Origin of the sequence: Streptomyces huasconensis, assembly GCF_021028635.1 — a bacterium.
Lineage (GTDB): Bacteria > Actinomycetota > Actinomycetes > Streptomycetales > Streptomycetaceae > Streptomyces > Streptomyces huasconensis.
This window is the reverse complement of the sequence record NZ_CP086119.1, coordinates 6,053,283-6,070,562: the sequence shown is the minus strand read 5'-3', so window position 1 is coordinate 6,070,562 and position 17,280 is coordinate 6,053,283. Positions and strand designations below refer to the sequence as shown.

Below are 17,280 nucleotides of genomic sequence, written 5' to 3'. Positions count from 1 at the left end.
TACGGCTACCAGCGCGGGCCCGGCACGGTGTGACGCCGCGCGTTCCGGCCACTCGAACGGGTCGCCGTGCCCTCGGGCGATGAGCCGAGTCGGCGGCCCCGGGGCCCGGTGTCGTGTCAGTGGACGGCGGCGGCCGGGTGCTGGGCGCGGCTCACGTCGTACACGCCCGGCACGGCGCGCATGGCCCGCATCAGCGCCGGCAAGTGCGCGGCGTCCGGCAGTTGCAGGGTGTACGTGTGGCGGACGCGCTGCTGGGTGGGCGGTTCCACGGTGGCGGAGATGATGGCGACGCCCTCCAGGGCGATCGCTTCGGTGAGGTCGGCGAGCAGGTGGGCACGGCCGAACGATTCGGCGGTGAGGGTCACCCGGCACTCCGCGGTGTCCCCCCAGCGCACGCCGACCTCCGCGCGCCCCACTTCCTTCATGCGCTCCACCGCGGGGCAGCCGACGCGGTGGACGGTCACGACGCCGCCGCGCACGGCGAAGGCGGTGACGGCGTCGGGCGGCACCGGTGTACAGCAGCCCGCGAGGCGTACGGTCGCGCCTTCGCGGTCCACCACGGCGCTCGCGGCGGCCGGGCGCGGGACGTCGGGGCTCTCGGGGCGGGGTGTGGCGGTCGCCTGCCTCTGCTGGGCCGGCCGCGTGCGGGACGGCGCCGGGGCGGGTGCCACGGGCGCCGGGTGCGTGGCGAGCCAGCGTCGGATCGCGATCCGCGCCGCGGGCGTGCGGGCGTGGTCGAGCCACTCGCTCGACGGCCCGGAGGTGGCGTCCTGCCCCATGAGCAACTGCACGGTGTCGCCGTCCCGCAGAACGGTGCTGAGGGTCGCCAGACGGCCGTTGACGCGCGCGCCGATGCAGGCGTGCGCGTCCTCGCCGTACTGGGCGTAGGCGGCGTCCACGCAGCTGGCGCCGGCGGGCAGACCGAGCGTGCCGCCGTCGGGGCGGAAGACGGCGATCTCGCGGTCCTGGGCGAGGTCTTCGCGAAGCGTCGACCAGAACGTGTCCGGGTCGGGTGCGGCCTGCTGCCAGTCGAGGAGCCGGGAGAGCCAGCCGGGCCTGGTCGGGTCCACGCGCTCGTCCTCGGCCCGGTCGGAAGGCTCCTCCGAAGGAGGAGCGTAGGGATTGCGCAGCGCGACGACGCCCGCCTCGGCCACCTGGTGCATCTGGTGCGTGCGGATGAGGACCTCGGCGACCTGGCCGTCGGGGCGGGCCACAGCCGTGTGCAGCGACTGGTAGAGGTTGAACTTCGGTACGGCGATGAAGTCCTTGAACTCCGAGACGACCGGCGTGAAGCAGGTGTGCAGTTCGCCGAGGACTCCGTAGCAGTCGGCGTCTTCGTTGACGAGCACGAGGAGGCGGCCGTAGTCCGAGGCGCGCAGCTCGCCGCGTTTGCGGTGGACGCGGTGGACGGAGAGGAAGTGCCGCGGCCTGATGAGGACCTCGGCGGCGATGCCCGCTTCCCGGAGCACGCCGCGCACCTCGCCCGCGATGTCCCCGAGCGGATCCCCCTCGCTTGCGGCGTTGGCGTCGATGAGGGCCTTGACCTCGGCGTACTCCTTCGGGTGGAGGATCGCGAAGACCAGGTCCTCCAGCTCCGTCTTGAGCGCCTGTACGCCCAGCCGCTCGGCGAGCGGGATGAGGACGTCCCGGGTCACCTTGGCGATGCGGGCCTGTTTCTCGGGGCGCATGACGCCGAGGGTGCGCATGTTGTGCAGCCGGTCGGCGAGCTTGATCGACATGACGCGTACGTCGTTGCCGGTGGCGACGAGCATCTTGCGGAAGGTCTCCGGCTCGGCCGCCGCTCCGTAGTCGACCTTTTCGAGCTTGGTGACGCCGTCGACGAGGTAGCAGACGTCGTCGCCGAACTCGGCCCGCACCTGGTCGAGGGTCACGTCCGTGTCCTCGACGGTGTCGTGGAGCAGGGACGCGGTGAGCGTGGTGATCTCGGCGCCGAGCTGCGCGAGGATCAGGGTCACGGCGAGGGGGTGCGTGATGTACGGTTCGCCGCTCTTGCGCGTCTGACCCCGGTGCGAGGACTCCGCCAGGACGTAGGCCCGGCGCAGCGGCTCCAGGTCGGCGTCCGGATAGTGGGCCCGGTGTGCCTCCGCCACGTGCCCGATCGCGTCGGGGAGGCGGTCGCGGGTGGCGGGTCCCATCAGGGCGGCCCTGCCTAGCCTGCGCAGGTCAAGACGGGCGCGGCCGCGCCTGCGCTGTACCCCGGCCGTCAGGGGGACGGGCGTGGCAGGGTTCGTTGCCTCCGCACTCATGGGCACCTCCGGCTGCTTCGACCGGCGGTGGACGGACGGTCGCGTACTCCGTCCGGGCCGGTGCTTGATGCTACCGAGCCCATCACGTGGCACTGACCGCCTCTCGCCGAGCGTGAAACGGATCACCCATTCGAGCGACAGTTCATGCGCTCGCCGTTTCGAGCCATTCGGACGTGAACTCGCCTTCGGCGACGATGACGGCGGGGCCGGTCATCTCGATCTCGCCGTCGGGCCGCTCGGTGATCACGAGGCGCCCGCCGAGCACGTCGACGGTGTACGTGACCGGGGTGCCGGTGGCGGTGGGGTCCACGCCGTCCCTGCGGGCGGCGGCCACGGCCACGGCACAGGTGCCGGTGCCGCAGGAGCGGGTCTCTCCCGCGCCGCGCTCGTGCACACGCATGGCGACGTGCCGCGGGCCGCGGTCGACGACGAACTCGACGTTGACCCCGTCCGGGTAGGCGGTCGCGGGGCTGTAGAGCGGCGGGGCGTGGAGATGGCCGGCGTCGGAGAGGTCGTCCACGAAGGCGACCGCGTGGGGGTTGCCCATGTTCACGTTGACCGCGGGCCACGCGTGGCCGTCGACCGAGACCGTGACGTCGTCTCCGGAGAGGCGCGCCTTGCCCATGCCCACGGTGATCTCGCCGCCTGATTCCGTCTTGGCGATGTGCACGGTCTTCACGCCGCCGCGAGTGGCCACCGCCAGGTCGCCCGCGTCGATGTGTCCGGCGTGCTGGAGGTAACGGGCGAAGACGCGGACTCCATTGCCGCACATCTCGGCGATCGATCCGTCGCCGTTGCGGTAGTCCATGAACCACTCGGCCCGGTCGGCGAGATGACGGGCCTCGAGGTGGGCGGCGGAGCGCACGACGTGCAGGAGGCCGTCACCACCGATGCCCGCCCGGCGGTCGCACAGGGCGGCGACGGCGGCCGGTGGCAGCTCGATGGCGTTGTCCGGGTCCGGGATGATCACGAAGTCGTTCTCGGTCCCGTGCCCCTTGAGGAAGGCGATCCGCGTGCTCATTCCTCGATCGTACGGGGTGGATACGACACTCGGTCGGCACGGTGCCCGCGGCCCGGGTGGGGCCTCAGCGGAGCCGGGCCACTCGCCACACCGCGAGGACAGCGGCGCCGAGGAACAGCAGGGCGTACGCGGAGACGACCCGCCAGTCCGGACGGCGTCCGGAGCCGCGCTCGGGGAGCCCGGGCCAGGTGTGCCCGACCCGGCGGGCGGCCATCATGCCCCAGCCGGCCGCACAGCAGCTGATCAGCAGGCCGAGCATGGCGACCACCGCGCCGCCGTCGCCGAACTCGAAGGCGAGCGGGAAGGCGAACATCAGGGAGCCGACCGCGGCGAGGATCACGATGGGCGCGAGCTGCCAGATGCGCAGGCGCCGCTGCGGGCGCAGCTCGACCTCGACCTCGGCCTCCGCGGACATCTCGTCCGCGCCGGGGCCGTCGTCCGTCACGCCTCCGGGCACCTCGTCGGGTCCGTCGGGACTCAGCTGCTCTCCGCCGTCATGCGCGGTGTCTCGAGGGCCGGCCTCCATCGCCACGCGCCCTCCCACTTCGGACTTCACCGGTCGATCGTCGGTCGATGATGGCACGGCGTCAGGGGCCCGGATGACCGCCGGAGCGTCCCGATGCCATCACGTGATCAGGCTGTGACCGGTCGTTCGACCAACGCCAGTGCGCGTGCCGGAAGTTCCCCGCGATCGGCCGCGGCTCCGCTGAGCCAGTGCACCCGCGGATCGCGCCGGAACCACGAGTCCTGACGGCGCGCGAAGCGTTTGGTGGCGCGCACGGTCTCGGCGCGCGCCTCCTCCTCGGTGCACTCTCCCGCGAGTGCGGCGAGCACCTGCTGGTAGCCGAGCGCCCGCGACGCCGTGAGCCCTTCGCGCAGCCCCCGTGCCTCCAGCGCGCGTACCTCGTCGACCAGGCCCGCGTCCCACATGCGGTCCACGCGCGTGGCGATGCGTTCGTCGAGTTCGGGGCGGGCCACGTCCACACCGATCTGGACGGTGTCGTACACGGACTCGTGGCGCGGGAGGTTGGCGGTGAAGGGCTTGCCGGTGATCTCGATGACCTCCAGGGCGCGGACGATCCGGCGGCCGTTGCTCGGCAGGATCGCCTGGGCGGCCCCGGGGTCGGCGGCGGCGAGCCGGGCGTGCAGGGCTCCTGGGCCGCTCAGGGCCAGCTCCTCCTCCAGGCGGGCCCGCACGGCCGGGTCGGTGCCGGGGAACTCCAGGTGGTCGACGGCCCCCCTGACGTACAGCCCGGAGCCGCCGACCAGGATCGGCCAGCGCCCTGCGGCGAGGAGGCGGTCGATGTGCGCGCGGGCCAGCTTCTGGTACTCGGCGACGCTGGCCGCTTCCGTGACGTCCCAGATGTCCAGGAGGTGGTGGGGGACTCCGTCGCGCTCCTCGGGCGTCAGCTTGGCGGTGCCGATGTCCATCCCTCGGTAGAGCTGCATGGAGTCGGCGTTGACGACTTCGCCGCCGAGCCGCTGGGCGAGGAAAACGCCCAGATCGGACTTTCCGGCTGCGGTGGGACCGACGACGGCGATGACCCGCGGGGCGGGAGCTGCACTACTCACCGCCCCAGTCTCGCAAACCCCGGGAGCGCTTCCCGAACGAGCTACGTGACGGCACGGCTTCCAGGTCGTTGCCTGTTGCGAGGTTCCGGCCGCCGGTTTCGAGGACCGACGACCCGGGCGACGCAATGTGCCGCACCGGGCGGCGCGGGATTTCGCCCACACGAGTAACGTATGGAGTAGATATGGGCGTTTTTGCAAGGTTCCGCCGGAAGGCCAAGGACAGCGAAGAGACGACGACCGAGACGGCCGCCGCCGCGGTGACGGCCGAGCCGGAGAAGGCCGAGGCGACCGCCGAGGACTCTCCCGCCCCGGCCGAGGCGCCCGTTGCCGAGGCCGACACGGACGCGGGGAGTGCCGCCGAGGAGAAGCCCGCAGAGGCCCCCGAGGCGGCCGCGGAGGGTGTGGACATCCCGAAGCAGCAGTCCGCCGAGAAGGCGGCCGACACCGAGGCCGGTGAGGGCGCCCGAAAGTAACGTCCGGTCCCCAGCGAGGGAAGGTGAACCCATGGGCTTCCTGGACCGCATGAAAGCAAAGCTCGCCCCTGCCAAGGACAAGGTCTCGCACCTCGCGCAGCAGCACGGGGACAAGATCGACCACGGGCTGGAGAAGGCCGCGAAGGTGGTCGACGAGAGGACCAAGGGCAAGTACAGCGACAAGATCCACGCGGGCACGGGCAAGGCCAAGCACGCCGTCGACCGCTTGGCCGCACAGGACCAGGGCAAGGGCAGGGACGACGGCGGCAGCGCCACTCCGCCGCCGTCGACACCTCCGACGTCCCCTCCGGTTCCCTGACCCGCATCGGCGGACGGCCGTGAAGCACCACGCTTCACGGCCGTCGCCGTGTCCCAGGGCGATCTTGGGTCGGCCGCTCGGGGTGCTGCGATACGAGCCGATCAGACCCGCCGGCCGTCAGGACCAGGCGGCCACCAGATAGCCGACGCCGTACGGCGCGTCCTCGTAGAGCAGCTCGCCGCTCAGCGCCGCGCCGTCGGCCGCCCCGGCGAGCACCTGCCAGGGGGCACGGCCCGCCGCCTTCAGTTCGTGCGCGAGTTGCGCGTCCAGCGCCTTCAGCGCCGCCACGTCGGCCGCGCCGAGGGCCCGCCCGACCTCCGCGTCGAAGCCTGCCGCCCGCTCGTCGAGGTATCCCGGCGCCTTCAGCGTGCGGCACGCGCTGGCGTCGCCCATCACCAGCAGGGCCACGCGGTCCGTCGGCGCCGCGATGTCCCCTCCGAGTCGGATACACCGCTCGACGGAACATGATTCGCCCACGCCCAGACCTTCCACGGGGGCGGCCGACCAGCGCATGCGTGCGAGCAGCCAGGCGGCCACGGCGAGCGACGGCGGAAGCTCACGCTCGGCGCCTCCGGCGTCGGCGCTGCTGTCGGCGTCGGCCGCGTCCGGCACGCGACCGAGCCGTACGTCGAGATCCACCCCGAAGCCCCGGAAGGACCCGCGCGCTCCCTGCGGATGCGGCCCGGACCCGCCGGGGCCCGCGGGGCCCACCACCACGAGCCGGTCGGGCCTGGCGGCGGCGAGGACTCCGATGGCGTCCGTGCACGCCGCGCGCGCGGCGTCGAGTTCGGGAGCGGCGCCCGCGGCGACTTCGGGGACGAGCAGCGGCGGACACGGGCACACGGCGGCGGCGACAAGCATGATCCGCAGCGTAACGCTCCTGCTGGGAGCGGTCGCGAGTCAGCGCCCCCGGTGGGTTACCGGGCGGCCGGCGCCATCGGCGGCCCAGGGGCCGCCGACAGCCCCTGACCTCAGGTCAGTCGCAGCCGCAGCCGCTGCCCGTCGCCACCGGCAGCGGGGCGGGGGCGCCGATCTTCGGCAGGCCCAGCATGACGCCCGCGGGCTTCGCGGCCGCCTCGGTGTTGCGCTTCTCCCACGCGTCGCCCGCGCGCGTGGGACGCACGTTCAGCACGGCGCCCTCGGCGAGCAGGTGGTGCGGGGCGGCGTAGGTGATCTCGACCGTCACGACGTCACCGGGGCGCACCTCGGTGTCCGGCTTGGTGAAGTGCACCAGGCGGTTGTCGGGGGCGCGGCCGGAGAGGCGGTGCGTGGCGCCGTCCTTGCGGCCCTCGCCCTCGGCGACCATCAGCTCCAGCGTGCGGCCGACCTGCTTCTTGTTCTCCTCCCAGGAGATCTCCTCCTGGAGGGCCACCAGGCGCTCGTAGCGCGACTGGACGACCTCCTTGGGGATCTGGTCCTCCATGGTCGCGGCCGGGGTCCCGGGGCGCTTGGAGTACTGAAAGGTGAACGCGTTGGCGAAGCGGGCCTCGCGGACCACGTGCATCGTCTGCTCGAAGTCCTCCTCGGTCTCGCCGGGGAAGCCCACGATGATGTCGGTGGAGATCGCCGCGTCCGGCATGGCGGCGCGGACCTTCTCGATGATCCCCAGGAAACGGTCCTGCCGGTACGAGCGGCGCATCGCCTTGAGGATCGGGTCCGAGCCGGACTGCAGCGGCATGTGGAGCTGCGGCATCACGTTCGGCGTCTCGGCCATGGCGGCGATGACGTCGTCGGTGAAGTCGCGCGGGTGCGGGGAGGTGAAGCGGACGCGCTCCAGGCCCTCGATCTTCCCGCAGGCGCGCAGCAGCTTGCTGAAGGCCTCGCGGTCGCCGATGTCGGAGCCGTACGCGTTCACGTTCTGCCCGAGGAGGGTGATCTCGGAGACGCCCTCGCCGACGAGCGCCTCGATCTCCGCCAGGATGTCGCCGGTCCTGCGGTCCTTCTCCTTGCCGCGCAGGGCGGGGACGATGCAGAAGGTGCAGGTGTTGTTGCAGCCGACGGAGATGGAGACCCACGCGGCGTACGCGCTCTCGCGGCGGGTCGGCAGCGTCGACGGGAAGGCTTCGAGCGACTCGGCGATCTCGACCTGCGCCTCTTCCTGGACGCGGGCGCGCTCCAGGAGGACCGGCAGCTTGCCGATGTTGTGCGTGCCGAAGACGACGTCGACCCAGGGCGCCTTCTTGACGATGGTGTCGCGGTCCTTCTGGGCGAGGCAGCCGCCGACGGCGATCTGCATCCCGGGACGCTTGGTCTTCATCGGGGCCAGGCGGCCGAGATTGCCGTACAGACGGTTGTCGGCGTTCTCGCGCACGGCGCACGTGTTGAAGACGACGACGTCGGCGTCGCCGTCGGCTCCTTCGGGCGCACGTCCGTAGCCGGCGTCCTCCAGCAGCCCGGAGAGCCGCTCGGAGTCATGGACGTTCATCTGGCACCCGTAGGTGCGCACCTCGTAAGTCTTCGCGCTCATCTCGCCCCCCAGAGTACGGGGTCGCCACGCGCGCGTGCCCACGGAGCGTGAGCCGGGCACTCCGGAGACGGCCCTCAGGGCGGTGCGGTGTGACCTCACCCCTGGTCATCACGGTGAGCGGGCTGGCAGGATCGCGTGCATGCTCCAGGTCCTCCCCCGCATCGGCAGGCGCCGCGCCCTCCAGGGCTCCGCGGCGGCGCTCGTGGTGCTCGGGCTGCTGTTGTGGTGGCTGCTCCCCGTGGGCGAGGACACTCCGAGCGACCGGCTGGAGTTCAGTACGGGCGTGCGGAACGGCGTGTACGAGCGGTACGGCAAGCTGCTGCGGACGGCGATCTCCGAGGACATGCCGAAGGTGGAGGTGGACCTCCGCAACAGCCAGGGGTCGCCGCAGAACGTCGCGTGGGTGGCCACCGGGAAGGCCGACTTCACCATCGCGGCCGCCGACGCCGTGGAGAAGTACCGCCTCGAGGGCGCTCCCGGTGCGGACCGCCTGCGGGGCTGCGCCCGCCTCTACGACGACTACGTCCAGCTCGTGGTGCCCCGGGGCTCCGACATCCACTCCGTGGAGGACCTGCGGGACAAGCGGGTCGCGGTCGGGCAGGAGCACTCGGGCGTGCGGCTGATAGCGGACAGGGTGCTCGACGCCGCGGGTCTCGACCCGGACACGGACATCGAGCCGGTGTCGGCCGGCATCGACACCATGCCGGACCTGCTGAAGAGCCGCTCCATCGATGCCTTCTTCTGGTCGGGCGGGCTGCCGACCACCTCTGTGCGCACGCTCTCCAAGGACATGGACATCCGCCTCGTGAAGCTCGGCTACCTCGTCGAGAAGCTGCACAAGCAGGGCGGCGCCTCGCGCTACTACCGGGCCGCGACGATGCCCGCGGACGCCTATCCCCTCGCTCAGCAGGGCTCGGCCATACCCACCCTGGCGGTGGCGAACCTCCTGGTCACGACCGACCGGGCCGATGCCGACCTGACCGCCGGGCTGACCCGCACCGTCATCGACAGCCGCGACCACATCGGCGACGAGGTGCACGCGGCCCAGTTGGTCGATCTGCGGACCGCCCTGTTCACCGATCCGCTCCCGCTGCACGACGGGGCGCGCCGGTACTACCGCTCGGTCAAACCGTGAGTGAGGCCGCCGGGAGGCGCTGAGAGGGCCCTCAGAGGGCCGCTGACGGCTCTCCGCGGGGGACGCTGACGGTCACCTTCAGTCCGTGCGGTTCGTTCCGCGCGTACGCGATGGAGCCGCCGCCGGCCGTGAGCAGGGCCCGCGAGATGGACAGGCCGAGGCCGGAGCCCTTCACGTTCTGGTGGCGGTTGCTGCGCCAGAAGCGGTCGCCGATGCGCGCCAGCTCGTCGTCGGTGAGGCCGGGACCGCCGTCGGTGACCACGACGGTCGTCGTGCCGTTGCTGGAGGAGACCGTCACGTGGACCGGCCCTCCCTCGGGGGTGAACTTCAGGGCGTTGTCGATCACCGCGTCCAGCGCGCTGGAGAGGGCGACCGGGTCGGCCCAGCCGGTGGTCGCCGGGCAGTCGCCCGTCAGCCGTACGCCCCGCTCGTCGGCGAGCGGCCGCCAGGAGGCGACCCGCTCGGCCGCCAGTTCGCCGATGTCCGTGAGGCTCAGGTCGGCGGCGGCGTGCTCGGCGAGCGCCAGGCCGAGCAGGTCGTCGAGGACCTGGGCCAGGCGCTTGCCCTCGGTGCGGACGGCGTCGATCTCCTGATTGCCCTCGGGCAGTTCGAGGGCGAGCAGCTCGATGCGGAGCAGCAGGGCGGAAAGCGGGTTGCGCAGTTGGTGCGAGGCGTCGGCGACGAAGGCGCGCTGCTGCTCCAGCACGTCCTCGACGTGGTCGGCCATCTCGTTGAACGACCGGGCCAGGCGTCGAAGTTCCGGCGGCCCGCCCGCGGCCGCGACGCGTGACTTGAGGCGTCCGGTCGCTATGTCGTGGGTGGTGGCGTCCAGGACCCGTACCGGGCGCAGCACCCAGCCGGTGAGGCGCAGGGCCGCTCCCACCGCCAGGAGCATGGCCGCCGATTCGCCGGCGGCGATGAGCAGCCAGCCCTGGAGCGTCTTCGAACGCATGCGTCCCGTCGGCGAGTCGGTGACGACCACGGCGATCACGTCCCCGTCCCTGATCACCGGGGACGCGACGGCGAGGCGGCCCCGCTGCCACGGCCAGACCTGCTCGGGGTCGTGGCTGCCGCGGGAGCGCAGGGCTTCCTGGAAGGCTCCGCGGACATCGCCCTTCGGGGGCAGGTACCAGGAGGCCGGGGCGTGCGCCATGGGGCCGTCGTCGCGGTAGAAGACGCCCGCTCTGATGCCGTAGACGTCGTAGTAGTCGTCGAGCTCCTTCTGCAGCGTCTCACGGCGCTCGTCCGTGCCGCTCTTCACCCGGGAGCCCGTGGGCCGTTCGGTGACGAACTGCGCGAGGGAGGCGAACCGCGCCGTGTCGTCGATCCGGTCGACGACCACCTTCTGCTGCTGCGCCGCCGCGACACTGACGGCCAGCGGGAACCCGAGCGCGAGCAGCACGCCCGCCATGAGGACGATCAGCAGCGGGAGGAGGCGAGAGCGCACCGGTCCTCGCTCTTGTTACGTGGCCGGGGCGACGAGGCGGTAGCCGACGCCGCGCACCGTCTCGATCAGGGCGGGCATGTGCAGCTTGGAGCGCAGGGAGGCCACGTGGACTTCCAGAGTGCGCCCGGTCCCTTCCCAACTGGTGCGCCAGACTTCGCTGATGATCTGTTCGCGGCGGAACACCACTCCGGGGCGCTGGGCGAGGAGGGCGAGCAAGTCGAACTCCTTGCGGGTCAGTTGGACGACCGAACCCTCCACACTGACCTGCCGGGTGGGCAGTTCGATGTGGACGGCACCCAGCCGCAGCTCGGTGTCGCCGGGGGCCGTCGCGCCGCCCGTCGCGGGGCGCCGGATGACCGCGTGGATGCGCGCGATCAGTTCCCCGGTGTCGTACGGCTTCACTACGTAGTCGTCGGCTCCGAGGTTCAGGCCGTGTATCCGGGAGCGTACGTCGGCGCGGGCCGTCACCATGATCACCGGGATCGAGCCGCGCTTGCGGATCTTGCCGCAGACCTCGTAGCCGTCCTGGTCGGGCAGGCCGAGGTCGAGCAGGACCACTCCGAAGGGGGGCGCTTCGGCGGGCAGCAGGGCCTGGAGAGCCTCTTCGCCGTTGCGGGCGTGCACGACGTCGAAGCCGTGCCGGGACAGGATCGCGGAGAGGGCGGCGGCCACATGATCGTCGTCCTCGACAAGAAGCAGTCTCATACGGGCCCCCTCCAGTTCATCCGTCATTCCGTTGTGTCCGGTAGGCACGCGTCGCGCACGCGCACCAAGGCATCCACGCCGATGCATAAGGACCGCGTCAAGAGGGTTCGGGTCACGGACACGTTCCGTTATCCAGCCGGTACGGACATCGTGGACCCTCTTCACACGGTGTGTCCGGTTGCGGCCGGATCGTTATGCTCAATTTCCCCTCAGATGTAATGACGCTGGTCGCACTGGGTTATTACTGTCCTCCCAACCGAGGAGGATGGAGCAACAAGCCGTGACCGAAGTATCGGTGACCAAGGACGCCATACCGCCCGGGGCGGACGACCTGGTCGTGCTGAAGAACGTCAACAAGCACTTCGGCGCTCTGCACGTCCTCCAGGACATCGACCTGACCATCGCCCGTGGCGAGGTCGTCGTGGTGATCGGCCCCTCCGGGTCCGGCAAGTCGACCCTGTGCCGTGCCATCAACCGCCTGGAGACGATCGACTCGGGAGCCATCTCGATCGACGGCAAACCGCTGCCCCAGGAGGGCAAGGAACTCGCCCGCCTCCGTGCGGACGTGGGCATGGTCTTCCAGTCCTTCAACCTTTTCGCGCACAAGACCGTGCTCGAGAACGTGACGCTGGGCCAGACCAAGGTGCGCAAGATCGGCAAGGCGGAGGCGGAGGCGAAGGCGCGCGGTCTGCTGGACCGCGTGGGCGTCGCCTCGCAGGCCGACAAGTACCCCGCGCAGCTCTCCGGCGGCCAGCAGCAACGCGTCGCGATCGCCCGCGCGTTGGCGATGGACCCCAAGGTGATGCTCTTCGACGAGCCCACGTCGGCGCTCGACCCGGAGATGATCAACGAGGTCCTCGAGGTGATGCAGCAGCTCGCCCGGGACGGAATGACGATGGTCGTCGTCACCCACGAGATGGGCTTCGCCCGGTCGGCGGCGAACCGTGTCGTCTTCATGGCGGACGGCCGGATCGTCGAGGAGGCCACGCCGGACCAGTTCTTCAGCAACCCGCGCAGTGACCGGGCCAAGGACTTCCTGTCGAAGATCCTTAAGCACTGAGGCTTCCGCAAGCACTGAGGCTTCCGCGCCGTCTCAACTCCTGTCGAAACAAGAGGATGTTCACCATGAAGCTCCGCAAGTCCGCCGCCACCGCGGCGGCCATCGCCGCGCTCGCGCTGACCGCCACCGCCTGCGGCGGCAAGGAGGGTTCGGCCGGCGACAAGCCGGAAGGCCCGGACACCAAGGGCACCAAGGCCCTCAGCTACACGGTCAAGAAGGACGTCTCGGTCGACTCGGCCGTCTTCAAGGACGCCAAGAAGCGCGGCAAGCTGGTCATCGGCGCCAAGGCCGACCAGCCCTACCTCGGCTTCCAGGACCAGTCGACCAAGGAGTACTCCGGGTTCGACATCGAGATCGCCAAGATGATCGCGGCCGACCTCGGCTTCTCGCCCAAGCAGATCGAGTGGAAGACGGTCGACTCCGGCGCGCGTGAGACCACGGTCTCCAAGGGCGACGTCGACTTCATGATCGGCACGTACACGATCAACGACGAGCGCAAGAAGCAGATCGACTTCGTCGGGCCGTACTACCAGGCCGGTGCCTCCCTGCTGGTCCGCAAGGACGAGAAGGACATCAAGGGCCCGGAGACGGTCCGCGGCAAGAAGGTCTGCTCCATCGTCGGCTCCACGCCGCTGCAGAACATCAAGAAGCCGAAGTACGGCGCCAAGGTGACCGAGCTGTCCAAGTACTCCGAGTGCGTGGCGCAGATGCTCAACAACCAGGTCGACGCCGTCACCACGGACGACGCCATCCTGATGGGTTACGCGGCGCAGAACCCGAAGAAGCTGAAGGTCGTCGGCAAGCCCTTCTCCGACGAGCCCTACGGTGTCGGCCTCAAGAAGGGCGACAAGGCGCTGCAGAAGGCCATCGCGGACGCCATCAAGGCGCACCAGGAGAACGGCGACTACAAGAAGGCGTTCGACGCCACCATCGGCAAGTCCGGCTCCGAGTACAAGGACCCGCCGGCCTTCACCGACCCCAAGTAGGACCCCCGCGCCCCGCTTCGTACGGCCGAGACGTCCGTACGGGGCGGGGCGTCTTGTGAGCCCGTCGCCGCCCGACCGCCCTCTCGCGGAGAATTCATGAACGTACTGACCGACAACCTGTCGCTGTTCCGCGAGGGGTTCATCGGCACCGTGGAGCTGACCGTGGTCAGCGGGATCATCGCCATGGTGCTCGGCGTGATCATCGCCGCTTTCCGGGTCTCACCCGTGCCGCCCCTGCGCGTCTTCGGCACCGTGTGGGTGAACATCCTCCGGAACACCCCGCTGACCCTGCTGTTCCTGGTGGCCTTCTTCATTCTCCCGAAGATCCTCTTCCCGGAGATGGACTCCTTCGTGCTCGGCGTCGTGGCGCTGGGCTTCTACACGTCGTCCTTCATAGCCGAGGCCCTGCGCTCCGGCATCAACACCGTCCCGATGGGCCAGGCCGAGGCGGCCCGCGCGATCGGCATGAGCTTCACGCAGGTCATGCGGATCGTGGTGCTCCCGCAGGCCACCCGCGCGGTGATCGCCCCGATGGGGTCGATCTTCATCGCGCTGACGAAGAACTCCGCGATCGCGGGCGGCTTCGACAACGTCGACCTGTTCAACGTCACCAAGACCCTCAGCAATGACGGCTACGACATCACCATGATCTTCATCTGGGTGACCCTCGCCTACCTGATCATCACGTACGCCATCAATGGCGCCTTCCGGCTGCTGGAGCACCGTATGGAGGTGGCCCGATGAGCGCCAGTGTCCTCTTCGACGCACCCGGTCCCAAGGCCAGGGTCCGCAACCGGATCTACTCGGTCGTCGGCACCGCGGCGGTGCTCGGCCTGATCGTCTGGGTCGTTCTGCGGCTCAATGAGAAGGGCGAGTTCGAAGGTGCCCTGTGGGACATCTTCAATTACTCCGGCATCCGCGACAACATCTTCGAAGCGCTCCTGGCGACGCTGAAGGCCTTCGCGTTCGCGGGTGTCCTCTCGCTGGTCTTCGCGGTCGTGCTGTGTGTCGGCAGGCTCTCCGACCACCGCCCGGTGCGCTGGGCCGCGGTGATCTTCATCGACCTCTTCCGGTCGATCCCGCTGCTGATCACGATCTTCGCCCTGTGGGTCGGCATCGTCGGCGACATGACGCCGTTCTGGGCGCTGGTCCTCGGTCTGTCGATCTACAACGGCTGCGTCCAGGCCGAGGTGCTGCGCGCGGGCATCAACGCCGTGCCGAAGGGCCAGCGGGAGGCCGCCTACGCCCTGGGCCTGAACAAGACCCAGGTCATGACCAGCGTCCTGTTCCCGCAGGCCGTGCGCTCCATGCTGCCGACGATCATCAGCCAGCTCGTGGTGACGCTCAAGGACACCTCGCTCGGCTACATGATCCTCTACCCCGAGCTGCTGTACTCGGCGCGGCTGATCGCCAACAACACGCCGGTGAACGGCACGTATCCGTTCGTCCAGACGGTCGTCGTGGTCGGTGCCATCTACATCGCGCTCTGCATGGCGCTCTCCTCGCTCGCCACGTGGATCGAGAAGCGCGGGCGCCGCACCAAGACCGGCATCGTGGTGGCCGCCGCGGCGGAGCCCGCGGAGACGCCGGGCGTGCTGGACGCGACGACGCCCCTCGGCCCGTCGGGTGTCGCGGAGCCCGCGGCCGGCGCCACGCCTGAGGCGGGCACCGGTGGTCCGAAGGGTGGCTCCGACCGCCCGGACGACGAGCCGAGCGGCCCGGTTGGAAAGTCCAACTGACGAAGTGACGACCTAGGAGTGACGACATAGGAGTGGGGGTGGCCGACCGGCCGCCCCCGCTCCGTTTTCCTCAGGCCGGAAACCACCTGTCGGCCTCCCGCTCCACGGCTGCTGCCTGGTGGGCGCCACCGCCGGCGTCACTTCGCCACTGCCAACGTCACTTGACGCAAGCACCGGCAATGGGTTGCATACGTTCTGTGATCGTGCACCGGGCTCCAACTGCCAGTTTCTGTACGTACGTCCAGCGCTTCGGGGCAGCCCGGACCCTCGGGGCCCGCCGGGCCGGAGGGCGCACGCCGTGGACCCGGTGATCATCGTCGGCGCGGGCCCCGTCGGCCTCGCGCTCGCCCTCGCGCTCGCCCGCCACTCGGTGCCCACGGTCGTCCTCGACGAAGGACCGGGCAAGGACGAACAGCGCCTCGCACGGACCACCGTGCTCCGCGAGGACACCGCGGCCTTCGTGGAACGGCTCGCGGGTCACTCGTTCGGTGACGCGGAGTCGGGTGCCCGCTGGGCCGGCTGGCGGTCCCTGCGGCGCAAGCAGGTGATGCGCGAGCTGTCCTTCGACGACGAGACCCCCTCCCCGCTGCACCTGCCCCAGCACGTGCTGACCGGCGCGCTGCGCGAGGCCCTCGCCGCGGAACGGCTCGTCACGATCTCGACGGAGAGCAAGCTCGACGCCCTGGAGCAGGACGCGTCCGGGCTGACGGCCCACTCACGCGGCCCCAAGGACACGTGGTGGCGTGGCAGTTACCTGGTGGGCTGCGACGGCTCCCGCTCCACCGTGCGCAAGCTCCTGGACATCCGCTTCCCGGGGCGTACGGCGGTCGAGCGACACGCCGTGGCGGCGCTGCGCACGGAACTTCCGTGGCCCGGTGAAGCGTTGTTGCACCGGATGCCTCCGTGGCGCGGCGCGGGCGCCGAGGTGACGGGCCGTCCGCTCGCCGGCGGGGTGTGGCGGCTCGACTGGCTCCTTCCGCCACGCGGCGAACTGGTGACGCCGGACGCCCTCGTCCTGCGTATCCGGGAGACCCTCGCGGGCTGGTGCGGGGGTTCCACACCGCCGTACGAGCTGCTCGACACGGGCGTGCACACCGTCCACCACCGCCTCGCCCGCCGGTGGCGGGTCGGCCGTGCCTTCCTCGCCGGGGACGCCGCGCACCTGCTGGGCGCGCTCGGCACGCAGGGGCTCGACGAGGGGCTGCGGGACGCGGACAACCTCGCGTGGAAGCTGGCGCTAGCCTGGCACCACGGCCCGCACAACCCGCTGCTCGACAGCTATCAGGCCGAGCGGCGGGCCGGTGTGGCCGCACGCCTGCGCGCCGCCGACCAATCACTGCCGGTGCTGCGCGGCGGCGGAGGCCTGCGTTCCTACGTGCCGGGGTCGGCGCGCGGGCACGACGCGCTCCTCACGGACGGCCATGTCGGGCGCGGGCCGCTCGGTGCCCCCTCGTCGTACGCGGACTCTCCCCTGGCGCCCGTGCCGTCCGAGTCCCAGGTGGCGGTGGGCACGGACTCGGGCGCGCCCGTCGCCGACGTGCAGGTCACCGCCCCCGACGGGTCCTTCGTCCAGCTGCGGGAGCGGCTCGGACGCGGTCACCTCCTCGTCGTCCTGGTCGCGCCGGGCACGGTGGTGTGGGAGCGGCGGCATTGGATGACGGCCGGGATCATGCCGCGGCTCGCCGCCGCCGTGACGGCGCTGCCGCACCCGGCCGAACTGCTCGTCGCGGAGAGCTATCCCGGGGCCGCGGCCCACTCCGTCCTGCTCGTACGCCCCGACGGGCACCTGGTCACCGCGCTCTGCGGAGTACGCCCGGCCGAGCTGTACGCGGCCGCCGAGGCGGCGGTGGGCGGCGCAAGGCCTGTGGCGCAGGCGCGTCGAGGCGAGGCGGGCGAGGGCGAGAAGGGCGGTAACGGCAAGGGCGGCAGCGAGAAGGCCGGGGGCGCGGTGGACTTCCGGAAGGCCGGCGCGGAGCAGCCGGGGCGGGCGGCCCCGCCCGGCTCGGCGGTGCAGCTGGGCGGGAACGGAGGCTCAGCCGGCGCCACGCGGCCGGGCATGTGAGGGAGGGGCGGGGCGGACCCGAGCGGA

At 71.0% G+C, this 17,280-nt stretch carries 16 protein-coding genes; 8 read left to right on the top strand and 8 right to left on the bottom strand.

Going from position 1 to position 17,280, the window contains the following annotated elements:
* Positions 1–116 precede the first annotated feature (116 nt).
* From J2N69_RS27635 to miaA, 4 genes are all read right to left on the bottom strand, one after another.
* A complete protein-coding gene (locus J2N69_RS27635; protein ID WP_230903108.1) occupies positions 117–2,267 on the bottom strand; it encodes a RelA/SpoT family protein in 2,151 nt (716 codons plus the stop codon).
* A 142-nt stretch (positions 2,268–2,409) separates the two neighbouring features.
* Positions 2,410–3,288: a diaminopimelate epimerase gene (gene dapF, locus J2N69_RS27630; RefSeq protein WP_230903107.1), complete on the bottom strand. Its 879-nt coding sequence runs from the start codon at positions 3,286–3,288 to the stop codon at positions 2,410–2,412.
* Between the two features lie 64 nt (positions 3,289–3,352).
* Positions 3,353–3,814: a hypothetical protein gene (locus J2N69_RS27625; RefSeq protein WP_127910738.1), complete on the bottom strand. Its 462-nt coding sequence runs from the start codon at positions 3,812–3,814 to the stop codon at positions 3,353–3,355.
* A gap of 107 nt (positions 3,815–3,921) precedes the next feature.
* Complete coding sequence (gene miaA, locus J2N69_RS27620; protein WP_127910721.1) at positions 3,922–4,860, bottom strand: tRNA (adenosine(37)-N6)-dimethylallyltransferase MiaA; 939 nt, start codon at positions 4,858–4,860, stop codon at positions 3,922–3,924.
* Between the two features lie 182 nt (positions 4,861–5,042).
* Here miaA and J2N69_RS27615 point away from each other — a divergent pair, with 182 nt between their 5' ends.
* Both J2N69_RS27615 and J2N69_RS27610 read left to right on the top strand, forming a co-directional pair.
* Entirely contained in the window at positions 5,043–5,333 is a 291-nt protein-coding gene (locus tag J2N69_RS27615) for a hypothetical protein (RefSeq protein ID WP_230903106.1), read from the top strand.
* Between the two features lie 31 nt (positions 5,334–5,364).
* Complete coding sequence (locus J2N69_RS27610) at positions 5,365–5,652, top strand: antitoxin (RefSeq protein ID WP_230903105.1); 288 nt, start codon at positions 5,365–5,367, stop codon at positions 5,650–5,652.
* Positions 5,653–5,769: 117 nt separating this feature from the next.
* Here the strand turns inward: J2N69_RS27610 and J2N69_RS27605 are convergent, their stop codons facing one another.
* Together J2N69_RS27605 and miaB are read right to left on the bottom strand one after the other, a co-directional pair.
* Complete coding sequence (locus J2N69_RS27605; protein WP_230903104.1) at positions 5,770–6,513, bottom strand: class III extradiol dioxygenase subunit B-like domain-containing protein; 744 nt, start codon at positions 6,511–6,513, stop codon at positions 5,770–5,772.
* A gap of 115 nt (positions 6,514–6,628) precedes the next feature.
* Positions 6,629–8,119: a tRNA (N6-isopentenyl adenosine(37)-C2)-methylthiotransferase MiaB gene (gene miaB, locus J2N69_RS27600; RefSeq protein WP_230903103.1), complete on the bottom strand. Its 1,491-nt coding sequence runs from the start codon at positions 8,117–8,119 to the stop codon at positions 6,629–6,631.
* 139 nt (positions 8,120–8,258) lie between these two features.
* Between miaB and J2N69_RS27595 the strand changes: the two genes are divergently transcribed.
* Positions 8,259–9,254: a TAXI family TRAP transporter solute-binding subunit gene (locus J2N69_RS27595; protein WP_230903102.1), complete on the top strand. Its 996-nt coding sequence runs from the start codon at positions 8,259–8,261 to the stop codon at positions 9,252–9,254.
* A 31-nt stretch (positions 9,255–9,285) separates the two neighbouring features.
* On the opposite strand, the gene J2N69_RS27590 is transcribed toward J2N69_RS27595, so the two are convergent.
* Together J2N69_RS27590 and J2N69_RS27585 are read right to left on the bottom strand one after the other, a co-directional pair.
* Positions 9,286–10,701: a sensor histidine kinase gene (locus tag J2N69_RS27590; RefSeq protein ID WP_230903101.1), complete on the bottom strand. Its 1,416-nt coding sequence runs from the start codon at positions 10,699–10,701 to the stop codon at positions 9,286–9,288.
* Between the two features lie 15 nt (positions 10,702–10,716).
* Complete coding sequence (locus tag J2N69_RS27585; RefSeq protein ID WP_230903100.1) at positions 10,717–11,406, bottom strand: response regulator transcription factor; 690 nt, start codon at positions 11,404–11,406, stop codon at positions 10,717–10,719.
* A 280-nt stretch (positions 11,407–11,686) separates the two neighbouring features.
* Here J2N69_RS27585 and J2N69_RS27580 point away from each other — a divergent pair, with 280 nt between their 5' ends.
* From J2N69_RS27580 to J2N69_RS27560, 5 genes are all read left to right on the top strand, one after another.
* Positions 11,687–12,466, top strand: coding sequence for an amino acid ABC transporter ATP-binding protein (locus tag J2N69_RS27580; protein WP_127910726.1), 780 nt, complete (start codon positions 11,687–11,689; stop codon positions 12,464–12,466).
* 65 nt (positions 12,467–12,531) lie between these two features.
* Positions 12,532–13,452, top strand: a complete 921-nt coding sequence (locus J2N69_RS27575; RefSeq protein ID WP_127910727.1) for a glutamate ABC transporter substrate-binding protein — start codon at positions 12,532–12,534, stop codon at positions 13,450–13,452.
* A gap of 96 nt (positions 13,453–13,548) precedes the next feature.
* Positions 13,549–14,196, top strand: a complete 648-nt coding sequence (locus tag J2N69_RS27570) for an amino acid ABC transporter permease (RefSeq protein ID WP_127910728.1) — start codon at positions 13,549–13,551, stop codon at positions 14,194–14,196.
* Positions 14,193–15,191, top strand: a complete 999-nt coding sequence (locus tag J2N69_RS27565) for an amino acid ABC transporter permease (RefSeq protein ID WP_230903099.1) — start codon at positions 14,193–14,195, stop codon at positions 15,189–15,191. The genes J2N69_RS27570 and J2N69_RS27565 overlap by 4 nt, the downstream gene beginning before the upstream one ends.
* Before the next feature lie 298 nt (positions 15,192–15,489).
* Positions 15,490–17,253 (top strand): FAD-dependent monooxygenase, encoded by a 1,764-nt coding sequence (locus tag J2N69_RS27560; protein WP_230903098.1) that lies wholly within the window; start codon positions 15,490–15,492, stop codon positions 17,251–17,253.
* Positions 17,254–17,280: the final 27 nt, after the last annotated feature.